This window comes from Microbispora sp. NPDC049633 (genome assembly GCF_040675265.1).
Classification (GTDB): Bacteria; Actinomycetota; Actinomycetes; order Streptosporangiales; family Streptosporangiaceae; genus Microbispora; species Microbispora maris.
In genome coordinates this window covers 37,467-57,758 of the sequence record NZ_JBFAOO010000023.1, presented here as the reverse complement: position 1 = coordinate 57,758, position 20,292 = coordinate 37,467, and the positions used below count along the sequence as shown (strand labels likewise).

17 protein-coding genes and 1 pseudogene are annotated in these 20,292 nt (G+C 71.2%); 11 read left to right on the top strand and 7 right to left on the bottom strand.

Annotated elements, in window-relative coordinates:
* The 3 genes and pseudogenes from AB0J39_RS09100 to AB0J39_RS09090 form a co-directional block, all read left to right on the top strand.
* Positions 1 to 363 (top strand): annotated as a pseudogene (locus tag AB0J39_RS09100) (asparaginase); the annotation flags it as partial.
* A gap of 30 nt (positions 364 to 393) precedes the next feature.
* Complete coding sequence (locus tag AB0J39_RS09095; RefSeq protein ID WP_363462875.1) at positions 394 to 1,272, top strand: polysaccharide deacetylase; 879 nt, start codon at positions 394 to 396, stop codon at positions 1,270 to 1,272.
* Positions 1,273 to 1,299: 27 nt separating this feature from the next.
* Positions 1,300 to 1,809: a hypothetical protein gene (locus AB0J39_RS09090; protein WP_363462874.1), complete on the top strand. Its 510-nt coding sequence runs from the start codon at positions 1,300 to 1,302 to the stop codon at positions 1,807 to 1,809.
* Positions 1,810 to 1,912: 103 nt separating this feature from the next.
* On the opposite strand, the gene AB0J39_RS09085 is transcribed toward AB0J39_RS09090, so the two are convergent.
* Positions 1,913 to 2,380, bottom strand: a complete 468-nt coding sequence (locus AB0J39_RS09085) for a MarR family transcriptional regulator (protein ID WP_363462873.1) — start codon at positions 2,378 to 2,380, stop codon at positions 1,913 to 1,915.
* Positions 2,381 to 2,464: 84 nt separating this feature from the next.
* Between AB0J39_RS09085 and AB0J39_RS09080 the strand changes: the two genes are divergently transcribed.
* Positions 2,465 to 2,644, top strand: coding sequence for a hypothetical protein (locus AB0J39_RS09080; RefSeq protein ID WP_363462872.1), 180 nt, complete (start codon positions 2,465 to 2,467; stop codon positions 2,642 to 2,644).
* Between the two features lie 25 nt (positions 2,645 to 2,669).
* Here AB0J39_RS09080 and AB0J39_RS09075 read toward each other — a convergent pair whose 3' ends face one another.
* Entirely contained in the window at positions 2,670 to 3,128 is a 459-nt protein-coding gene (locus tag AB0J39_RS09075) for a DUF4829 domain-containing protein (RefSeq protein WP_363462871.1), read from the bottom strand.
* 96 nt (positions 3,129 to 3,224) lie between these two features.
* Positions 3,225 to 4,949 (bottom strand): cellulose binding domain-containing protein, encoded by a 1,725-nt coding sequence (locus AB0J39_RS09070; protein WP_363462870.1) that lies wholly within the window; start codon positions 4,947 to 4,949, stop codon positions 3,225 to 3,227.
* A gap of 846 nt (positions 4,950 to 5,795) precedes the next feature.
* On the opposite strand from AB0J39_RS09070, the gene AB0J39_RS09065 reads away from it, so the two are divergent.
* On the top strand, positions 5,796 to 7,616 hold the full coding sequence (locus AB0J39_RS09065) for an RICIN domain-containing protein (protein ID WP_363462869.1): 1,821 nt from the start codon (positions 5,796 to 5,798) through the stop codon (positions 7,614 to 7,616).
* A 99-nt stretch (positions 7,617 to 7,715) separates the two neighbouring features.
* Here the strand turns inward: AB0J39_RS09065 and AB0J39_RS09060 are convergent, their stop codons facing one another.
* Positions 7,716 to 8,630 carry a DUF72 domain-containing protein gene (locus AB0J39_RS09060; RefSeq protein ID WP_363462868.1) on the bottom strand — a complete coding sequence of 305 codons (915 nt, stop codon included), beginning with the start codon at positions 8,628 to 8,630 and terminating at the stop codon, positions 7,716 to 7,718.
* Positions 8,631 to 8,723: 93 nt separating this feature from the next.
* Here AB0J39_RS09060 and AB0J39_RS09055 point away from each other — a divergent pair, with 93 nt between their 5' ends.
* The 3 genes from AB0J39_RS09055 (at position 8,724) to AB0J39_RS09045 (ending at position 11,030) form a co-directional block, all read left to right on the top strand.
* On the top strand, positions 8,724 to 9,284 hold the full coding sequence (locus AB0J39_RS09055) for a hypothetical protein (RefSeq protein WP_363462867.1): 561 nt from the start codon (positions 8,724 to 8,726) through the stop codon (positions 9,282 to 9,284).
* 73 nt (positions 9,285 to 9,357) lie between these two features.
* Entirely contained in the window at positions 9,358 to 10,038 is a 681-nt protein-coding gene (locus AB0J39_RS09050; RefSeq protein ID WP_363462866.1) for a TetR/AcrR family transcriptional regulator, read from the top strand.
* Positions 10,039 to 10,115: 77 nt separating this feature from the next.
* Complete coding sequence (locus AB0J39_RS09045; RefSeq protein ID WP_363462865.1) at positions 10,116 to 11,030, top strand: oxidoreductase; 915 nt, start codon at positions 10,116 to 10,118, stop codon at positions 11,028 to 11,030.
* Positions 11,031 to 11,109: 79 nt separating this feature from the next.
* Here the strand turns inward: AB0J39_RS09045 and AB0J39_RS09040 are convergent, their stop codons facing one another.
* Entirely contained in the window at positions 11,110 to 11,721 is a 612-nt protein-coding gene (locus AB0J39_RS09040; protein ID WP_363462864.1) for a hypothetical protein, read from the bottom strand.
* Between the two features lie 355 nt (positions 11,722 to 12,076).
* Here AB0J39_RS09040 and AB0J39_RS09035 point away from each other — a divergent pair, with 355 nt between their 5' ends.
* Positions 12,077 to 12,697 carry a hypothetical protein gene (locus AB0J39_RS09035; RefSeq protein ID WP_363462863.1) on the top strand — a complete coding sequence of 207 codons (621 nt, stop codon included), beginning with the start codon at positions 12,077 to 12,079 and terminating at the stop codon, positions 12,695 to 12,697.
* A gap of 55 nt (positions 12,698 to 12,752) precedes the next feature.
* Here AB0J39_RS09035 and AB0J39_RS09030 read toward each other — a convergent pair whose 3' ends face one another.
* Together AB0J39_RS09030 and AB0J39_RS09025 are read right to left on the bottom strand one after the other, a co-directional pair.
* Positions 12,753 to 13,925 carry an acyltransferase gene (locus tag AB0J39_RS09030; protein ID WP_363462862.1) on the bottom strand — a complete coding sequence of 391 codons (1,173 nt, stop codon included), beginning with the start codon at positions 13,923 to 13,925 and terminating at the stop codon, positions 12,753 to 12,755.
* Positions 13,926 to 13,968: 43 nt separating this feature from the next.
* Positions 13,969 to 15,585, bottom strand: a complete 1,617-nt coding sequence (locus AB0J39_RS09025; protein WP_363462861.1) for a serine/threonine-protein kinase — start codon at positions 15,583 to 15,585, stop codon at positions 13,969 to 13,971.
* Between the two features lie 313 nt (positions 15,586 to 15,898).
* Between AB0J39_RS09025 and AB0J39_RS09020 the strand changes: the two genes are divergently transcribed.
* A complete protein-coding gene (locus AB0J39_RS09020) occupies positions 15,899 to 17,518 on the top strand; it encodes a cytochrome P450 (RefSeq protein WP_363462860.1) in 1,620 nt (539 codons plus the stop codon).
* 69 nt (positions 17,519 to 17,587) lie between these two features.
* Entirely contained in the window at positions 17,588 to 20,158 is a 2,571-nt protein-coding gene (lanKC, locus tag AB0J39_RS09015) for a class III lanthionine synthetase LanKC (protein WP_363462859.1), read from the top strand.
* Positions 20,159 to 20,292: the final 134 nt, after the last annotated feature.

Below are 20,292 nucleotides of genomic sequence, written 5' to 3'. Positions count from 1 at the left end.
CACGACGTCCACCCGGGTGTCGTGACGGTCCATCCCGGCGCCGACGCCGCGCTCGCCCGGGCCGCCGTACGCGCCGGGGCGCGGGCGGTCGTGCTCGCCGGGACCGGCGTCGGCAACGCCAACCACGCTCTGCTGGACTGGATTACCGAGGCCGTGGCCGCAGGAACGGTCGTGGCGCTGTCCACGCGGGTGGCCGAGGGGCCCGTCGTGCCCACGTACGGCAACGGCGGCGGGGTGGACCTCGTACGCGCCAGGGCGCTGAGCATGGGCGGGCTGCCCCTCTACCAGGCGAGGCTGCTGCTGGCGCTGCTGCTCTCCCAGGGGGTCTCCCTCACGCGGCAGGCCCTCGCCGCCCATGTCTGATCCATCGATACCAAGAGAAGAGGATGCGCTGTGGCCAAGGAAATCTTCGTAGCGTTCGGGATCGACGTCGACGCCGTCGGCGGCTGGCTCGGCTCCTACGGCGGTGAGGACTCCCCGGACGACATCTCGCGCGGCCTGTTCGCCGGTGAGGTGGGCGTCCCGCGGCTCAACGCCCTGATGAAGAAGTACGACCTGCCGTCGACCTGGTTCTGGCCGGGGCACTCCATCGAGACCTTCCCCGAGCAGTTCGAGCAGGTCGTGGCCGCCGGACACGAGATCGGCCTGCACGGCTACAGCCACGAGAACCCGATCGCGATGAGCCGCGAGCAGGAGTCGACGATCCTCGACCACTGCATCGGCCTCATCCAGACGCGCACCGGCCGGCGCCCCACTGGGTACGTCGCGCCGTGGTGGGAGTTCTCGCCGGTCACCAACGAGCTGCTGCTCGAACGCGGCATCAAGTACGACCACTCGCTCATGCACCGCGACTTCGAGCCGTACTACGTGCGCGTCGGCGACACCTGGTCGAAGATCGACTATGACAAGGACGCCCGCGAGTGGATGAAGCCGCTCGTGCGCGGGCAGGAGACCGACCTCGTCGAGATCCCGGCGAGCTGGTACCTCGACGACCTGCCGCCCATGATGTTCATCAAGACCAGCCCGAACAGCCACGGCTTCGTCAACCCGCGCCACATCGAGGAGATGTGGCGGGACCAGTTCGACTGGGTCTACCGGGAGTCGGACTACGCCGTCTTCACCTTCACGATCCACCCGGACGTCTCGGGCCGTCCGCAGGTTCTGCTCATGCTGGAGCGCCTCATCGAGCACATCAACAAGCACGAGGGCGTGCGGTGGTCCACGTTCGACGCCATCGCGGACGACTTCAAGGCCCGCCGCCCCCGGGCGTAACCGTCTCGGAGAGGGAGCGCGAACAGGATGTGCGGTGCGTGCGGAGGTCCGCCCGCGGACTGGGCCGGGCCCCTCGTCAGCGGGCACCGGCGCCGGGCGGCGATCGCCCGGTTCGTCGGCGCCGTGTGCAAAGGAGTGACGGTCCGTCCCGTCCCGCAGGGGTGGCTGGCGTCCGGCAGCACCGGCGGGGCGCGCGTCGCGCCGACCCTCGACCGGCTGCTGGACGGCGTGGCCCGTCTCCTGGTCCCGTCGGGATGGGACGAGCTCGAAGCGTCGCTGCGCGACCACGAGCACGGGACCGGCCATGAGGACGACGTCCATCCCGGCTACCGTCCGCCGTCGGCGGCGCATCCGCCGCCGGCCGTCTCGGTCATGAGGGTGCCGCCCGGCGGCGCCCTGCACCTGCGGCTCGCCGCGTTCGGGCTGGGCGTCCGCGTGTTCGACCGCCGCGCGGTCGCCCTCGACGCCCCCGACCGGGCGGCGCCGTTCCGGCTGCTCGCGGCGGAGGGAAGGATCGTCGGCGCCGGTCCGGGGTGAACGGCGGCCCGGGATGGGCGGCGATGCCGGCGCGGGGTGAACGGTGGCACCGGCCTGAGGTGAACGGCGACGCCGGGCGCGGGGTGCACGGCGAGGCGGCCCGTTATCGATGTCCTGCGAGGTGCGCGCCGGTGGCGGCGGCGATCACCCGGGTGAGCGCCTGGTGCAGGTGCCGCAGTTCGGTCAGCTCCATGCCCAGTCGCTCGACGATCGTCGCGGGCACCTTCTCGGCCTGCCGGCGCAGCGCGCGTCCCTCGTCGGTCAGCACCACCGCGAGCGATCGCTCGTCGTCGCTGGCGCGGCGGCGCTCGACGAGACCGGCGGACTCCAGTCGCTTGAGCAGCGGCGACAGCGTGGCAGGCTCCAACTGGAGCAGCCGGCTGAGGTCCTTGACGGACAGCGGCGCGTGCTGCCACAGGGCCAGCATCACCAGGTATTGCGGATGGGTCAGCCCCATCGGTTCGAGCACGGGCCGATAGAGGCCGATGACCGACCGCGAGGCGACCGCCAGGGCGAAGCAGACCTGGTTCTCCAGGGCCAGCGGGTCGACGGTGTCGCCAATCTCACTCACTACGCACCTCCACTGCCATGGTACCTGGTTAGTACACTAACGATTAGTGGACTAAGCGCCAGCGCCGAGAACACAGGAAGTGCCATGGCCCGTAGGAAGAGTCTCGAAGAGCGCATCGCCGATCGCGTCGCCAAGCGCCCGCCGATGAAGGAGAGCAAGCACTTCGAGCACGGCCCCGCCAAGTGGATCTTCGCCAGCGTGCTGGTGTTCGCGGTGCTCATTCACTTCGTCATCGTCGGCATCGTCATGCTGCTGGGCGGCTGACCGAGGCGGCGCCCCGCCGCGGATGTCAGCCCACTCCCGCGTCGTCGATCCGCCAGGGCTCATCCTCGCCCGCCCGGACCAGGACGTATCCCCAGACCGTGGGGCCGTTCGGCATCGAGACGTCGTCACTGTGGCGGAGCGTGAACGACACCGGAACGTACACCGCCTCCCGGTGGCGCCCGCCGTTCCGCGAACCGTAGCCGGGTTCGGGCCGTGGTACCTCGATCTTCACGTCGGACAGCTCAGCATCGTCGAACAGGCTGCCCGTGACGTTCTCCTCCCGCTCCGCGAAGCGCCGTGTCGACAATCGCCGCCCCGCCTCCACGTCGTGCGCGTTGATCGCGTCGAGGTACGCGGCCACCACCTGCCGAGGTGAGGCGCTGTCGGGAAGAGACGTTTTCGTCTCGCCGTTCCGGCAGCCCGCGACCAGCGTGAGGCCCACAACGGCGAGGACGAGCCCACCGGCAACCCGGGCAGGAATCATGACTTAATTGTGCGTCGTGCGGAACATGTGAAGGCCCGCGGCGCGGTCGCCGCGGGCCTGATCGATTCATGGTTCACCCGGTCGTGGCCGGTGCGGTCACGGGCTGGTGCAGGTGATCGCCGGAGTGGCCGAGGACCCTCCGGCGATGAAGCCGAAGGTCGTGCTCCCGTTGGCCGCGACCGAGCCGTTCCAGGCCTCGTTGCGCACCGTCACGGCCGAGCCGGAGCCCGAACGTACGCCTCCCCAGACCTGGGTGACGGTCTGCCCGCCGGGCCAGGTCCAGTTCGCGGTCCAGCCGTTGATCGAGGAGGTGCCCGCACGCACCGCGACCTCGCCCTGCCAGCCGCCGGACCAGGAGTTGACCACGCGCATCGTCGCCGAGCACGCGCCGATCACTCCGCCGGACGGCGAGGGGCTCGGGCTCGGAGACGGAGACGGGGACGGGCTCGGGCTGGTGTTGGGACTCCCGCTGGGCGAAGGAGTCGGGGAAGGGCTCGGGGAAGGGCTCGGACTCGGGCTCGGAGACGGGCTGTTGTCGGTCAGGACAGGGGTGGTCCAGTCCCTCCACTGCGACAGGTTGCCGGACTTCCTGGACGAGATCCGGAACACCCCGGCGGCGTTGCCCGACTTCACCAGGAACTTCTGGATGTTCTGCTGCAGAGGCGTCCGCCATTCCGACCTCGTGGCGCAGTGGGTGCCGTCCTGCACGTCGGACCAGTAGCTGATGTTGTCCCCCGCGCCGAGCGCCTTGTAGACCTCCGCGCCGGCCAGGGCCGACACGCTGCCCGACTGGGCGCCCAGCCAGTCGACGTGGGGGTTCTCCATGATGAACAGCCCGCGTGGGGCGATCATCCCCACCATCTCGTGCGTGTCGACCGGCAGCTGGCTCGGGTTGCCGGTGAAGGAGCCGAACGCGTCACCCAGCCACGGCTGCTCGGAGTAGGCGCTGCTCAGCGGCTGCGCGCCGCTTTCCTGGGCGACGCCGCGCAGGATGGGAACACCGGCGCTACCGGACTCGATCGGCATGGTCAGCGCGATGCGCTGGTCGAACACTCCGGCCGTGAAGGCGCCCTTGCCGTACCGCGAGCATCCGGTGACGCCGGTCGCGTCCGCCTTGAGGATGCTCCCGCCCGACTGCTCGATGACGTCGATGATGCGGCTCACGCCCCAGGCCCAGGCGGCGAGCAGCCCGGTGCTGCTCGAAGAGCCGTAGATGCTGTAGAAAGCACCCTGTTTGTTGTTGCGCGCCGTGCCTTCCTTGCCGACCGTGAACGGGTCGTAGCTGATCACCGCGGCACCGCTCGCCTTGATGGTGGCGGTGTCCGCGCCGAATCCGCCGTACACGATGACGGCCGGGAACGGCCCGGTGCCGCTCGGCAGGTCCACCGTCGCGGAGAAGCCGGCGTTCCTGCCGTTGGCGGACACGTTCACGGTTATTCCGGTCCGCGAGACCGTGCCCGTGACGCTCGCCGGCTTGCCGGGCTTCTCGCCGTAGACATAGCGTTCGGCCAGCTTCTTGATTTCCTCGCGGCGGCACCGCCACTCCGACTTGGACGTGATGCGCTGCCCGTTGATCTTCTTGAACGGATCGGGAAGCCGGGAGCTGGACGTCGGCGACCCCAGGTCGGGCACCGGGCAGTCGGCGCCCTCGTCCTCGACGCCGGCCGCGGCCGCCGCGACGAGCGTCGCGGTGGTGGCGTCCGCCCTTGGGATCTCTGTTATCGCGAGGCCCAGCGAGAGCGCCGCGACGGCGCCGATGACGAGCGCGCGGCGTACGCCCGGGGTTCGGCTCCCGCCGTCCGAGCCGACGGTGCCGATCACCGGGTGCTCCCCGGGCAGGACCGGTCTGCGCCGGTGGCGGGCATGCGTCCGGCCCGCAGCGGACTCTCCACTGGTGCAGGCGAGACCGTGAGACGTTTCATGGTGGCTCGTCCTTCCTCCCGAGGATCCCGGCCCTGTCATCAGGTGCCGTGATGACCACAGGCGAATAGGTGGGTATTTTCGGAGAATTGCCGAAAACTTCCGACCTCCACAAGGCCCAAATCGTGCGAGGTGATGATCGTCACCGTCCCACGGGAACAGCGCTGTTCGGGGCCGTCACCTCGACCGTGCGCGCCGAATTTTCGTTCTCGTACACGAAAGTTTCAGCGTCATCGGTGCCGGCATCTTCGGAAGCCGCGGATGCGGTGATGCAGCGCCCGACAGCCGGAGCTCGCCGCGCCGTCGGGGCCGTGCCCCCTCCGGCGGATATCCGGGGACATTCGGCCCTGTTTTCGGCCGGCCTTTCAGGGCCGTTCAGATCGGGCCTCTCACGCCGGCCGGCTTCGATTTGCGACGACCCCGGTGGAATCGGCGGCCCGGGGGATCCGTGGACGCGATCGTCCCCGGCTTGCCGTCCGAAACTTCTCCGGCAGTTCCGCGTCTTGACACCGTGAGTCTTTCCCGGTCCTGTATTCACTCTCTTCCCGCGCGATGCGTCTTCCCAGGCAGCACCGCGTCACCGAAACAGACCGAAACGCCGGAACAGACATTTGATCTGTCACTTGACCATTTCTGTCAACACATTGAGAGATATCTTACAAAGATCGAAATGTTCGCCTGCCCGATGTGATCATTCTCGTGAATCGCCCCATGAGGGCGTATCCGTACCGATGGGAGTTCATCGGAATGCAGTTCAGGCGAACCCTCTCCCTGGCGGCGATGTGGGCGCTCGCGACCGCCCTGATCGTCTTACCGTCGCACGTGTCCGCCGCCACGCCGCCGGATGACGGCCCCACCCGCGTCGCGTCCGACGTCTTCCCCGGCGCCAAGATCGGCGAGCGGGCCGGACCCGCCGTGCTTCCGTCCGCCCCGGCGGCCAGGGCTCAGGTGACCCCGCAACTGGTGGCCTGCGACGGCGACGGCACCAGCGGCAAGCGGGTGGAGGTGCTGTATGTGCGCGAGCCGTCGATGCCCGACCGGTACGCGCAACTGCTGCCCATGATCCGGGCCTGGCTGGCCGACGCGGACGACCAGTTCAACGACGCCGCGGCGACCTCCAACCGCAGCCGGCACATCCGCTACGCGACCACAGCCGTGTCCGGCGGCTGCGCCCCCGTCGTACGCAACCTCGTGGTCCCGGCCGGGTCGCTGGTCGACTTCGACTCGGGGGTCAACGCCGTGAAGGCCCTCGGCTACACCAGCACGGACCGGCACTACCTCATGCTCACCGAGGCCACCGTCATCTGCGGCATGGGTGAGATCAAGGGCGACGACCTGACGACCGGGTCCGCCAACCTCAACAACGGCCTGGCCTACGCCCGGGTGGACGCCATCCCCGGATGTTTCGGCGCCAACGCCATCGCCCACGAACTCGGGCACACGTTCGGCGCCGTACAGATGAGCGCGCCGCACTCCGACGGCAGTTGGCACTGCCTGGATCAGTGGGACCTCATGTGCTACGGCGGCACCCCGTCGTGGAACTGCCTCCAGTGGAACGACTACCGCCTGCCCGACTGCAACCGGGACGACTACTACAACGCCGCCCCGGCCGCCGGGAGTTACCTGGCCACGCACTGGAACACCGCCAACAGCGCCTACCTCATCGCCGGGAACACGGCCGACAGCGACCCCCATCCCAAGGTCGGCAACACCTATGTCGTCACCAACGTGGCCACCGGCGGGGCGCTGGAGCCCATCGGCGGGTCCACCGGCGCCCTGACGGAGCTGAGCCAGCGCACCCGCGTCGACACTCCCAGCCAGAAGTGGCTGATGGGCTACACCACCGGGCTGCAGTTCATCAACGTCGGCAGCCGCCTGTGCGCCGACAGCTCCTACAGCGGCACCACGCCCGGCACGACGCTGCTGCAGTACATCTGCAACGGCCAGGACGGCATGCGCTTCGCCTACCTGCCGGTCGGCACCAACACGTACGCCATCTTCGACTGGCTGTCAGGCCTGGCGCTGACCGCGACCGGTTCCTATCCCTCGCCGGTCACCCAGCAGACCTACACCGGCGCCACCAACCAGCAGTGGGTGTTCAACCAGGTCACCGGCATCGCGCCGGTCAACAACAGCGTCTACTACCTGCAGGGCCTGGGCAGCCGCGACAACGCCGAGCCGGCCGGCGGCTCGACCGCCTCCGGCGCGCTGGTCACCCACAACACCCCGTCGGGGGCGACCAGCCAGCGGTGGCGGCTGCAGGCCACCGGGTCGTACTGGAACCTGGTGAACGTGAACAGCTCCAAGTGCCTGGACCTGGTCTCGGCGAGCACCTCGAACGGCACGCAGATCAGACAGGTGACCTGCGGCACGGCCACCAGCCAGCAGTGGACGCTGCGACGGGTCGCCGACGGCACGTTCTACCTGGTCAACCGCTTCAGCGGGAAGGTGGTCGACAGCCCGCCGGGCGGCGGCACCACCCTGGAGCAGCAGACCATCACCGGCAACACCGACGGCAACCTCGGCATCGTCGCGGGTGACCAGATCTGGTACCTGAACCCCGCCTGACGCTCCTCGCGGGCCGCCCGGAACCGTCCGGGCGGCCCGCATCGTCGCACGTCCGGGCGGCGCGCTTCGTCGCGCCGCCCGCCGCGGAGTACCAGCGCCTCAGGCCACTGCGCCGGGAGGCCTGACGACGTCGGCGCCTCGTTCGTCGAGCAGTTCGGTCAGGCGTGCCGCGTTGCGCTGGGAGTTGTCGGCGCAGCAGTTGTTGGTCAGGACGTGTGTGGTGGTCGTACGGGCGGCCAGATCGGCGATCCTGCCGGCCCAAAGCCGGAGCTCCTCCTCCGAGTAGAGGTAGCCGAACCGCTCCTCGATCACGCGGCTCGTCCACTTCTCCGAGTGACCGTGGAGGCGGACGACGGCGAGGTCGGAGGTGGCCGCCAGCACCGGCGGGACCGACGAGGGATGTCCCTGCGGCATGTCCACACCGACGTACGGCACGTCGTTGGCGGTCAGGAAGCCGAGGGTGCCGCTCCGGGTGGCGTCGTCCATCCAGGCCGCGTTGCGGAACTCGACGCACATGCGCATCGGCAGGCAGCGGTCACGGCATCGCAGGATGTATCGGCGGTTCGCCTCGCCCGGCGGGAACCACTGCGGGAACTGGAACAGCACCGCGCCGAGCTTCCCCGATTCGTGCAACGGCTCCAGCGCGCCGAGGAACCGGCGCCACACCTCCTCGACGACCTCCGGGGGGAGGTCGCGCCGGTACAGCGTCCGCGTGGGCTCCCCCAGCACGGTTCGCAGGTCCTTGTACAGCGCGGCAGGCCGGGTCGGGTGCCCGGTGAGCAGGGAGAACGCCTTGACGTTGAAGGTGAAATCCTTCGGCGTGCGGTCCCGCCACAACTCGGCCGTACGCCGGGCCGGCGGGTTGTAGTAGGTGGCGTCCACCTCGACCAGGGGGAACCGGCCGGCGTAGTAGCCGAGCCTCTTCTCGGGAGTGGAGGCCTCGGCGGGATACCAGCCCGACGCGAGCAGCGACTTGTCCGTCCAGGAGGCCGTACCGACCAAGATCTTGCCCATGTCTTGACCTCTCCCCTCCCTGAGGGAGGGGATTCCGGCCGTCGCCGACATCGGGCCGCGAACTTCTCCGCCGGGCACGGACTCCAACAGGACATGAAGCTCACGACCTCGTTCCGTGTCGTCCTCCCCGCCACCGTGGCCGCCACCGTGGCCGCCACCGTGGCCGCCACCGGGGCCGCCGCGTTGGTCTCCGCCGCGGCGCTGCCCGCCGGCGCGGCCGCCATGCCGAAGTTCGCCAAGCCCAAGGTCTTCGGCACCTCGTTCCAGGCCGATCCCCGTCACGACTTCACCAGGCACATCTCGCCCCGGCATGACGGCATCCTGCGGGGCTGGGTCACGTACTACCGGTCCGGGACGGCGGAGTACGAGCCGATCAAGTGGGTGAAGGACACGAGCGGCCACACGGAGGGGTATTTCACGGGTCCCGCCGAGGGTGACGCCATGGCCTACGCCTCTCCCCTGGCGAAGAACGTCGTGTTCTACAGCGCCACCGGGTGCAAGGGCACCACGGTGACGGTCGAGAACGACAGCCTCGGGTCGAAGCGGTGCTCCCGGAGTGTGCTGGTCTCCCGGATGAAGGACGGCCATCGCCCGGCGCTCATCACCGTCTACCGCGGCAGGATCGTCAAGGTCCAGGAGATCTACACCCCCTGACCGGCCCGCCGATCACGGCCGGTCTGATCCGCCTCGGGCGGCGCCGATGAGAGGCACTCACCATAATGAGGGGATGTCAACGCCGCGGCAGCGCTACCGGGACCAGGTCCGTTCGGAGATCAAGCAGATCGCGCTCGTCCAGATCGGCGAGGGCGGGGCCGCGGCGCTCAGCCTGAACGCGGTGGCGAAGCAGCTCGGCGTCACCGGCCCGGCGATCTACAAGTACTTCCGCAGCCGCGACGAGCTGCTGACCGAGCTGATCCTGCAGGGCTTCGACGAGGTCGGCGCGGCCGTACGCACCGCCGTACGCGAGGGAGCGCCGCGGGAGCGGCTGCACGCGCTGGCCCGGGCCTTCCGCGACTGGGCCGTGGCCAACCCGCACCTGTTCCAGTTGCTGGCCGGCGCCCCCTCGCCCGGCCACCAGGCGCCCCCGGAGAGCGTGCTGCGGGCCCGCGACGTGCTCGGGCCCTTCCTCCCGGTGTTCGCCGGGGGACGCTGCCGTCCGGGGGCCGAAGGGCTGCGCGACCAGATGCGGCGGTGGGTGGAGGAGACCCCGGCGGTGGCCGGATGGGTGCGGGCGTTCGCCCCGCAGGGAGACCCCGCGACCGCTCTCGCCGGAACCGTGCTGGCCTGGGCCCAGCTCCAGGGCGTGGTGAGCCTGGAGGTCCAGGGGCAGTTCGCCGGGATGGGCCACGACGGCGCCACCCTGCTCGCCGCCTGCATGGACGGCCTCGCCGACATGATGGATCTGTAGGTCACCTGCTCCGAGCGCCCGCGACCGCTCTCCTGCAGCTTCGGCCGGTTCACGGGGGTTTGTGGCAGTCTGCAGGGATGGGTGGAGACAGCATCGGCGCGGCCACGGCGGGCACGGAGCCGTCGAGGAGGACCTGGAAGCTCGGCGACCTGACGGTCAACCGGATGGGGTTCGGCGCCATGCGCCTGACGGGCAGCGCGGCCTTCGACCTCGGCACGCCGAGCGACCGCGAGCGGTCGCTCGCGGTGCTGCGACGCGCCGTCGAGCTCGGCGTGAACCACATCGACACCGCCGCGTTCTACTTCTCCCGGTTGCGGTCCGCCAACGAGCTGATCAACCGGGCGCTCGCGCCGTACCCGAACGATCTGGTCATCGCCGCCAAGGTGGGCCCGGGGCGGGATCCGTCCGGCGAGTGGCTGCCGTTCGCCCGGCCGGACCAGCTGCGCGGCCAGGTCGAGGAGAACCTGCGTCAGCTCGGCCGGGACCACCTGGATTTGGTGTACCTGCGCCAGCCGGGGCTCGACTCGATCGCCGAGCACTTCGGGGCGCTCGCCGAGCTGCGTGAGGCCGGGCTCATCCGGCACCTCGGGATCTCCAACATCCGGCCCGCGCACCTCGCCCAGGCCCAGGCGATCGCCCCCGTGGTGAGCGTGCAGAACCGGTACGGCGTGGGCGCGACGCGGAGCCGCGAGCTGCTGCGCGCCTGTGGTGAGCAGGGCATCGCGTTCGTGCCGTTCTTCGCCATCGCCGGAGAGGGCCGCGAGTCGGGAGCGAGCGGCACGGACCAGGACGAGGTGCGCGCCGTGGCCGAAGCGCACGGGGCGACACCCGCGCAGGTGCGGCTGGCCTGGACACTCCGGCAGGGGCCGCACGTGCTGGCCATTCCGGGCACCGGAAACCCCGATCACCTGGCCGAGAACATGGCCGCCGCCGCGCTGCGCCTCACGGACGAGGACATGGCCCGCCTGGACGCGCTCACCGAGGCCGGCTGACCCGCTCGTACGGGCCGAAGACGAGCGGCGGGGCCGTCCACGTCCGCCAGAGTTCGCGCGATTTTCCACGGCGGCCGAGTCAGCCGGTCCTTCTCACGACGCCGGGAACGACGTCCGGGGAGTCGGTCGAGAAGTAGATTCTCCGCACCGCCCTTTTCCCCGTCCCGGGAAGGTCGACGTGCACGGGGGGATCGAGTTCGACGCGGACGTTGACCGTGCTCAGCACGGAGCACGCCATCGCGTCGGGGTCTCCGGGCACAGGACGCGGTCCACGCCCCTTTATCGTCTGCAGGACCCGCGAGGCGGAACGGACGCAATCCCGCGGAACCGCGAGCTCCCCCAGGAATCCCGTTCGCAGGATCAGTTGCGACGACGACACCAGATGCGGATGGCGGGCGGTCGCCGCCGCCGCTCCCAGGGCGGTGAGCACCAGCAGCATCTCGAACGCCGCGTGCGGCGGCTTGATTTCGGGCGGGAGCATGCCGGAGACGAGAAGGGCCGTGACGCTTTCCACCGCGGCCAGGACGACGATGATCAGCCGCAGTTCCGACGAATGAGGCAGCCGCACTCCGCCGGAGGTCCCGGGCACCGGCCGCCGCGTTATCCAGCCCGCTAATGATTCCAGCAGGATTCGCGCGATACGCGTTCCGGACGGTCTCGCTTTCACCTGGCCCTCGGGTGCACCCGGCACAGTCGAATTCCTCCCGACGACGCGGACGATTCACCTTCAGGATAATTTCCCGATTCGGAACGGATCCGCGTGGGGTTTCTGCGAGCCCTGAAGACGAATACCGCGAACCTGCGTGTCACGCTCCGCCGGAAGACCGCTCTCGACAGGGCGGTCAAGGCCGGCGGCGTGGTGGTCACGACGATCCGCCGACGGCGCCGTCCACGATCGGCATGGCCGCGGGCGTGCTCGACCGTGATCATGTCACAGTGGTCAACCTGACCATGCTGAACATGGGCGGCCCGCTCCGGCTCCGGCCGGCCTCCCCGGGGATCGTTCCGGGGCCGGGATTCGCCGGCGACATCGAGGGGGAGACGACGTGGCTTCGGTGGGTCGCGACAGCATGCACGCAGATCCTCGGAGAGAGAACCGGTTCGCCCGGGGGCTGACCGAGGTCTTCGCGCCCGCGCACATCGTCATGGGGCTGCCGCTGGTGGTGGGCGCGGCCACCGGTGGTTGGGCGGGCGCCGCCTGGGGCGCGCTGACCGCGGCCCTGTGCGGGGGGATTCCCCTCGGGGTGCTTCTGGCAGGCGTCCGGTCGGGCCGCTTCGGCGACAAGCACGTCAGGGACCGTGCCCAGCGGCCGAAACTGATCGGCCTGATCGTCGTCCTGGTGGTCACCGCGCTGGCCCTGATGGTCCTGCTCGGCGCTCCGCGCCTGATGGTCGCCGGCGTGACGGCCATGCTCGCCACGCTGGCCGTGACCGGTCCGGTCACGCTCTGGTGGAAGATCAGCTTCCACACGGCGGTGGCGGCGGGCGGCGTGGTGATGCTCGCGTGGGTCCTGCCGCCGGTTCCGGTCTACGCGGCCGGCGCCGTGCTGGTGGCGGCGCTGGCCTGGTCCCGGGTGGTCATCCGCGATCACACCGCCGCCCAGACCGTCGCGGGAGCCGTGGCGGGCGGCGCCGCGACGTGGCTCACCCTCGCCGTCCTCCTCTGACCGCGGGCGCCGAGGCTCACCCTCGCCGTCCTCCCCCGACCACGGGCGCCGAGGCTCACGCGCCGTCCGGCAGGCGCCCCCGCTCACCCCGCACGGCTTCGGATCCGGCGGCGGCGCCACACCTGGTGTTCAGGCGGCGGCCGAGGCGCTGGCCGGGAACCTCCACGAGCCGGTACGCCGCGTGGCCGAGGACCAGCAGGGCGAGGAAGAACACCGGCAGGTTCGGGACGATCCGCAGCAGGAGCGGGTGCAGCAGATACAGGGAGAAACTGATCACCCCGAGGTAGGCGAGCCACCGGGGGAACGACCGGCGCCGCAGCGCGAACACGAGCACGAAGAACCCCACCGCCAGCAGGACCGCCGAGGCCCAGGCGGGCTCGCGCGCCACCAGGACGCCGCAGACGAGGACCGTCAGCAGGGCGGCGACGGCCCACCTCCACCGGAGCACGCCCCGCTCCGCACGGTGAACGGCCGTCCCGGCGAACATCATGGCCGCGATGACCAGCCCTTGTCCCGCGCCGATCCTGCTGCCCAGGACGACCAGGGCCAGGCCGAGAAGGCCGCCGAACACCGCGGCCGCCGTCCTGAGGCGCCCGTTCGCGAGCATGGTCACGGCGATGACCAGGACCACCGCGACGCCCAGGATCGCGGCGGCCAGGTCCGCGCCGCCGTTGATCGTCGCGTGCGGCATGAGCAGCCCGAGCGGCACGGCCGCCACCGCGAGGACCACGGCGATCGGCGCCGGCCTGTGCGCCTGCCGTACGGCGAACAGTCCCGCCGTCATCAGGTAGAACGCCATCTCGTACGACAGCGTCCACATCACGCCGATCACCGAGGGGACGCCGAGGAGTTCCTGCAGCATCGTGAGGTTGGCCAGCGCGACGAGCGGCGGCGGCCGGCTGTCGAGGCCGGGGGACGTCTCGAACACCCCGGCGTACGCGAGGAGCAGCGCGAGGGCGAGCGCGGCGAGCAGCAGCGGGAGGAGCCGGAAGGCCCGGCCGGTCCAGAAGGCCCGCAGGTCGCCCCGCCGCTCCAGCGAGGCCGGAATGATGTAGCCGCTGACCAGGAAGAACACGAAGACGCCCCAGGTGCCGACGTCGACCCTGCGGTCGACCTCCGCCCAGACGGCCGGGACGAAGGTCCAGGCCGAGTGGTGCAGCGCCACGGCCGGAGCGGCGAACCCCCGTAAGGCGTCCAGCCATGCCAGCCGGGAGCTGTTTGATGCCATTCAGGTGACTTTAGGCGATAAATGGGGACGTGATCCCCCCGCGTCAGCCCGCCTTGTGGACGCTGAAATCGTCGAACGAGACGGTGACCGCGCTGCTTCCGGCCTCGGGCACGCGAGCGAGAATTCCCGCCTGGTTGTGCGGACCGGGCGACAGGGGATGGGCGTCCTCGGTGTCGAGAGCGCGCGTGCCGTCGACCCAGAACGTCAGACGGGAGCCCCGGCAGGCGGCCTGGAGGCGCACCGCGCGCCCGGCGCGCGGCGGGGCCGCCTTCACCGGCGGCACGACGTCGAGACGCGTGCCCCCGGACTGCCGCACGACGCGGGCCGTGCCGTCCAGGCCGAGCAGGAACGCGTATCCGCTGGGGACGTCCTCGTCCCACCGGCACACGAGCCCGAAGCCGCCCTGTCCCGCCCCCTCCCGCAGCTCGGCCGTCACGCCGACCAGCACGTCGCGCCCGGCCACGGCGTCGGTCTTGGCGGGCACGGGCGACAGCGCGGTGTTGACCGGGCCGGAGCGGTCGGCGCGGACCGTGAAGACACCGCGCTCGATCTCGTAGCCGCGCGTCGTGCGCCGGTCGCCGGCCGCGCCGGGATCGAAGGTGTAGCCGTCCCAGTTGCCCCGCTCGCCGAAGTCGTCGCCGTACAGCAGACTCCCGCCCGGAGGAACCGCCTCGTCGCCGCCGCGGGACGCGGACAGCAGGAGGATCCCGCCCGTGACGAGCACGGCCGTCACGCCCGCCGCGAGCCCAACGGCCCACCGTCGCCGCGGGCCGGTCCCGGGGACCGGCGTACGCACCGGGTCGGCCGGGCGCGTGGCGGCCGTGGCGGCGTCGCCGCCGGTGAGGGCGCGCAGCAGGCCGGAGGCGGCGGGCCGGGCGGCGGGATCCTTCGCCAGGCATGCCTCCAGCAGCGGGCGAAGGTCGGCGGGCACACCGGACAGGTCGGGCTCGCGGGCCGAGATGGCCATCAGGATGGCCGGGACGGTCGGCCCGGGGAAGGGCAGGCGCCCGGTCGCGGCGTACGCCATCGTCACGGCCCAGCTGAACACGTCGGAGGACGGGCCGGGCCGCTGCCCGGCGAGTTGCTCGGGGGCGATGAAGGCGGGCGTGCCCGCCATGCCGCCGCCGCTGACGGTGTGGTCGGCGGCGCTCGCGATGCCGAAGTCGATGACCACGGGCCCCTCGGGGCCGAGGATCACGTTGCCCGGCTTGAAGTCGCGGTGCACGATCCCGGCCCGGTGGATCGCGGCGAGGGACGTCAGCGTGGCGACGGCGAGGCGGTGGAGCCCGCTGCCCGTACGCGGGCCGTCCTCGGCGACCGCCGTCGCCAGCGAGGGCCCGGGGATGTACTCGGTGACGATGTACGGCCGCCCGTGATGGGACCCGGCGTCGAGCACGCGGGCCGTGCAGAATGGGGCGAGCCTGCGGGCCGTCTCCGCCTCCCGCAGGAAGCGGCGGCGGCTCGTGGCGTCCATGGCGGCCCTGGCGTGCAGCATCTTGATCGCGACCTGGGCTCCCGAGGCGTCCCGTGCGAGGTAGACGGTGCCCTGGCCGCCCTCGCCGAGGACGCCGACCAGCCGGTGATCGCCGATGCGCTCGGGATCACCGGGGTCGAGAGGGTACGGCGGCACGACGCGGTTCGTCACGCGCGGCGGCCGCACGTGATCGGCTCCGGCCGTTCCCGCATTCGTTCCACTCCCCCACGATGCCGCCGGTATGTCGATCAACCAGGCGGATCCTGTCATATCCGGAGGCCACCCGGCAGCGAATCCGCCCCAGCCGTCGCGGAGGGAGCCGGAAGGCCCGGCCGCACGGTCTTGCCGGCATCCGCGCAGTTCATCGCGCATAACACGTGATTCACAAGTAGGTCACAAGCAGGCCACAAGAGCCGTCAGGAGAAATGGACCCCGTCGCAGCGGTTCCAAGGGGCATGGAACGGCAGCGGTTCCGACGGGCAGGAACGGGGGGAACCAGATGACAACGATCGTCGGCGGGCGCCGGACCCTGCTGATCCTCAACGCCGAGGACGGGACGGGCCGCCTGGAGAGCGAACTCGCCGGCCTGGGCTGGCACACGGGCAGGGCCGACCTGGCCGCGGGGGACCTTCCCGGCCTGGTGGAACGGCTGGCGGACCTGCTGGCCGCGCCCGGCAGCCCGGACCGCACCGCGATCCTCGGATTCGGCGAGGCGGGCCTGGCGGCGCTGGAGATCGCCGACCGCCACCCGGAGCGGGTCACCGCCGTGGTCGTCGTGGGCACGGCGGATCACGACCTCGCCGGGGAGCTGTCCTGCCCGACGCTGACGCTGCCCGCCCCGGGGCGGGAGCCCGTGGCCTCGGCGGTCGTCCCCTTCCTGGCCGCGCTGGACGCGCTGGACACGCAGGCGGAGGTTCCCCCGGACCTGCCCGCCACGCTCCGGCCGCTCACGCCGACGCTGCTCAACGACGCCGAACTGCTCGGGCGGTTCCGTGAGATCGGGCCGGTCCACCGGCTCAACGCGGAGGGCGCCGCGACGACCTGGATCCTGACCGGCCACGCGGCGTCCACCCGGACGCTCACCGACCCACGCCTCGCCGGAGAGGTGGAGATCACCGCGGGGTTCCGGCTCCAGTCGGACGACCCGGCCCTCGCCCACAAGGGCGATCTGGACCTCATCACGATCGACGGCCGGGAGCACGCCCGGCTGCGCCGGCTCATCGAGCGGCACCTCACCCCCGAGCGCGTCGAGGCGCTGCGCCCGCGGATCCAGCGCGCGGCCGACGGGCTGCTCGACGCGATCCCCGCCGGGGAGGTGGTGGACTTCCTCCACGCGTTCGCCTACCCGCTGCCGGTCCTCGTGCTGTGCGAGCTGCTCGGCGTGCCGGAGGACCGGCGGGGCCACATCCGCGAGTGGATCCTGGAGCGGCTGGTCACTCCGCCGCCGAAGGCGCACCACGACATCGACGAGCTCCTGCGGGACCTGATCGCGGCTCGGCGCGAGAGCCCGTCGGACGACCTGCTCGGCTGGGTCGTCGCGGACGAGGGGGACGACCTGGCGGAGGACGACCTCGTGTCGGCGGCCAGGTTCCTCATGGTGAACGGCCACCGCGCCCCGACGACGGTGCTGGCGAGCGGCCTGGCCGCCCTGCTGAAGCGCCCGGAGCAGTGGGCCCGGCTCGTGGCCGAGCCCGCCCTGGTCGCCACCGCGGTCGAGGAGTTGCTGCGGCTCGTCACGCCCTTCCCCGTCACCATCGCCCGTCAGGTGACGGCCCCGATCGAGGTGGGAGGGACCCCGATCCCGAAGGGCGACCTGCTCGCCGCGTCGCTCGTGGCCGCCAACCGCGACCCGTCGTTCTTCCCCGACCCGGATCTGCTGGACGTCGGGCGCCGGGACAACCCGCACCTCGCGTTCGGCCACGGTCACCACCACTGTCTCGGCGCGGACCTGGCCAGGGCACAACTGCGGGTCGCCTTCGGCACGCTCGCGCGGCGCTTCCCCGACGTCGAGCTCGCCCGCGACTCGCGGAGCCTGCACTACCGGCAGAGCAGCGTGCGTTACCTCCTCGGCCTGCCGGTCGTCCTGCGGCCGGATCGCCGCGGGGAGCCCGCCGCCTGACGAGAAGCCGGCGCCCGTCTCACCAGAACAGTTCCCCACGCACGCCCTCAGCAGCCAGGAGCCGATCCGATGAAAGAGACGATTCCGCAGTTAGTCGCCTACTGTCAGGCCGACCCGCTGTTCTTCGAGCCGGTCTGGCGCATCCCCGACGACGACAACCGCTTCCCGGCGGGCTCCCGGCCGCTGCCCGACGGATGGCGCCGGGGCGAGAGCGAGCTGTGGGTCGTGCTGCTCCCGCCGGACCTCGCGCTCCCGGAGCAGGGATGGAAGATCCACGTCTCGGCGACCGATGCCGACGCCGCCGCCGTCTGCGACCTCGTGGCCGGCTTCTGCCTGGACCGCGGCATCGCCGTCAAGTTCCTGCGCAGCAGGATGGCGGTGCGGCTGATGAACAACAAGTACGCCGACCGGGGCAGCAGCGGCAAACTGGTCACCCTGTATCCGGTGGACGAGGAGCAGTTCGCCGAGGTGCTGCCCGCGCTGGCCGAGCTCCTCAGGGGATACACCGGGCCGTACGTCCTCAGCGACCTGCGCTACGAGGACTCGCCGGTCTACGTCAGATACGGCGCGTTCCAGCCGATGACGTACACCAAGTCGGACGGCAGCCTCGGATACGCGATCCGCACGCCGGACGGCCGGCTGGTGCCCGACCAGCGCACTCCCGCGTTCACCGTGCCGGAGTGGGTCACCCTCCCCGAGGTGCTGCGCGGGTCGTACGAGAAGCACACGGCGGGCGACGGAGAGGAGTTCCCGTACCAGATCGAGCGGGCGCTGCACTTCTCCAACGGCGGCGGCGTGTACCTCGCCCGTGACGAGGCGTCCGGCGGGTACGTGGTGCTGCTGGAGGCCCGGCCCCACGCGGGCCTGGACGCCGGGGGCGTGGACGCGGTCACCAGGCTGGCGCACGAGCGCGACATCCTGGAGCGGCTGAGCGGCCTCGACTGCGTGCCCCGGCTGCTCGGCCACATGGTGATCTGGGAGCACCACTTCCTGGTCGAGGAGTACATCGAGGGCAAGACCCTGCTGGACGAGGTGTTCGAGCGCTATCCGCTCGCCACCCCCGACCCGGCCCCCGAGACGCTGGCCGCCTACACCCGCTGGGCGATCGACATCCTGGCCAAGGTCGACCACGCCCTGATGTCGATCCACGCCAGAGGCGTGCGGATCGCCGACCTGCACCCCGAGAACATCATCGTCCGGCCCGACGGCCGCGTCGCGCTCATCGACTTCGAGATCGCCTCCGACCTCGCGGACACGCGGCCCCCCGGCCTCGCCGCGGCGGGGTTCGCCGCGCCCAAGAACCTCAGCGGCCGGGCGGCCGACAACTACGTGCTGAACTGCCTGCGGCAGTGGATATTCCTGCCGATCAGCCCGCTGCAGGACCGGGACCCGGTCAAGCTGGGCAGCCTCACCGGTGTCATCACCGAGCACTTCCCCCTCCCGCCGGGGTTCGGAGCGCGCATGGTCCGCAACTTCGAGGCGGTGAAGGGCCCCCTCGGCGAGGACGTCGCGGCGCGGATGTTCACCGAACCGGAATGGCCGGCCATCCGCGACGCGATCGCGGCGGGGATCACGGCCGGTGCGACCCCCGACCGGAAGGACCGGCTCTACCCCGGCGACCCGCAGCAGTTCGCGACCGGCGGGTTCACCGTGGCCAACGGCGCCGCCGGTGTGCTGTGGGCCCTGCGGCAGGCCGGCGTCCCGGTGCCGGAGGAGCACGTGGACTGGCTCGTCACGGCCGTGCGCCGGGCGCCCGATCCGCGTCCCGGCCTGCTGAACGGCCTGCACGGCGTGGCCGCGACGCTCGAGTCGCTCGGCCGCCGCGACGACGCGCTCGACGTGCTCGACCGGGCCCGCAAACTGCACGACGGCCTGGAGGTCCCCGGCCTCCACGGCGGCCTGGCCGGAGCCGGCCTCAACCTTCTGCACTTCTTCGCGATCACCGGCGACGAGGACCTGCGCGCGGAGGCCGTGCGCATCGCCGACCGGCTCGCCCGCGAGCTCGGCGACGACGCGTCGCGCGTGTTCCGCCCGGACGGCAGGGTCGGCCTGCAGCACGGCCTGACCGGAGTCGCGTCCTACTTCCTGCGGCTGCACGATGTCACCGGGGAGCCGGAGTATCTCGACCTGGCCCGTACGGCGCTGCGGCGCGAGATCGGCCGCGGCCAGACGCTGCCGGACGGCGGGTTCTGCCTCCTGGACAGCAACCGATACCTGCTCTACCTCGGCACCGGCAGCGGCGGGCTGGCCCTGGTGCTGTCCCAGTATCTCGGCCGGCGTGAGGAGCCGGGCTTCGCCGACGTGATCGGCGGCGTCCGCCGTGCCCTGCGCGCGCCGTTCACCCGCCACCCGGCCCTGATGGAGGGCCGGGCGGGCACCATCGCGACCCTCCGCCTCATGGGCCTGCCGGAGGACCGGCCGCTCGTCGACGAGCACGTACGCCGGCTCTCCTGGCACGCCCTGTCCTACGAAGGCCACCTGGCCTTCCCCGGCAACCAGCTCATGCGGCTCTCCATGGACCTGGAAACGGGTTCCGCCGGTGTGCTGGCCGCCCTCAGCGTCGCGTTCGACCAGAGCGCGTCGGTAATGCCGGTTCTCGATCTGCGGACCCCCGCGTTCGAGACGACAGAAAGGAAATAGGAAATGGCTCAGGTACTGCAGCTCCAGACCCTCAACCCGAACGAGGCCAAGGCGCACCCGTGCTCCAGCATCGTGACCTCGTACAACGGCACCGCCTGCTACATCTGCGTCTGACCGAGGCCGGTCGAGCGGGC

Bases quoted from the DNA above. Each gene is read 5' to 3' on its own strand.
- AB0J39_RS09060 (WP_363462868.1), bottom strand. From the start codon at position 8,630: ATGGGCAAGATCTTGGTCGGTACGGCCTCCTGGACGGACAAGTCGCTG.
- AB0J39_RS09090 (WP_363462874.1), top strand. From the start codon at position 1,300: ATGTGCGGTGCGTGCGGAGGTCCGCCCGCGGACTGGGCCGGGCCCCTC.
- AB0J39_RS09045 (WP_363462865.1), top strand. From the start codon at position 10,116: ATGGGTGGAGACAGCATCGGCGCGGCCACGGCGGGCACGGAGCCGTCG.
- AB0J39_RS09080 (WP_363462872.1), top strand. From the start codon at position 2,465: ATGGCCCGTAGGAAGAGTCTCGAAGAGCGCATCGCCGATCGCGTCGCC.
- AB0J39_RS09030 (WP_363462862.1), bottom strand. From the start codon at position 13,925: ATGGCATCAAACAGCTCCCGGCTGGCATGGCTGGACGCCTTACGGGGG.
- AB0J39_RS09055 (WP_363462867.1), top strand. From the start codon at position 8,724: ATGAAGCTCACGACCTCGTTCCGTGTCGTCCTCCCCGCCACCGTGGCC.
- AB0J39_RS09075 (WP_363462871.1), bottom strand. From the start codon at position 3,128: ATGATTCCTGCCCGGGTTGCCGGTGGGCTCGTCCTCGCCGTTGTGGGC.
- AB0J39_RS09065 (WP_363462869.1), top strand. From the start codon at position 5,796: ATGCAGTTCAGGCGAACCCTCTCCCTGGCGGCGATGTGGGCGCTCGCG.
- lanKC (WP_363462859.1), top strand. From the start codon at position 17,588: ATGAAAGAGACGATTCCGCAGTTAGTCGCCTACTGTCAGGCCGACCCG.
- AB0J39_RS09050 (WP_363462866.1), top strand. From the start codon at position 9,358: ATGTCAACGCCGCGGCAGCGCTACCGGGACCAGGTCCGTTCGGAGATC.
- AB0J39_RS09020 (WP_363462860.1), top strand. From the start codon at position 15,899: ATGACAACGATCGTCGGCGGGCGCCGGACCCTGCTGATCCTCAACGCC.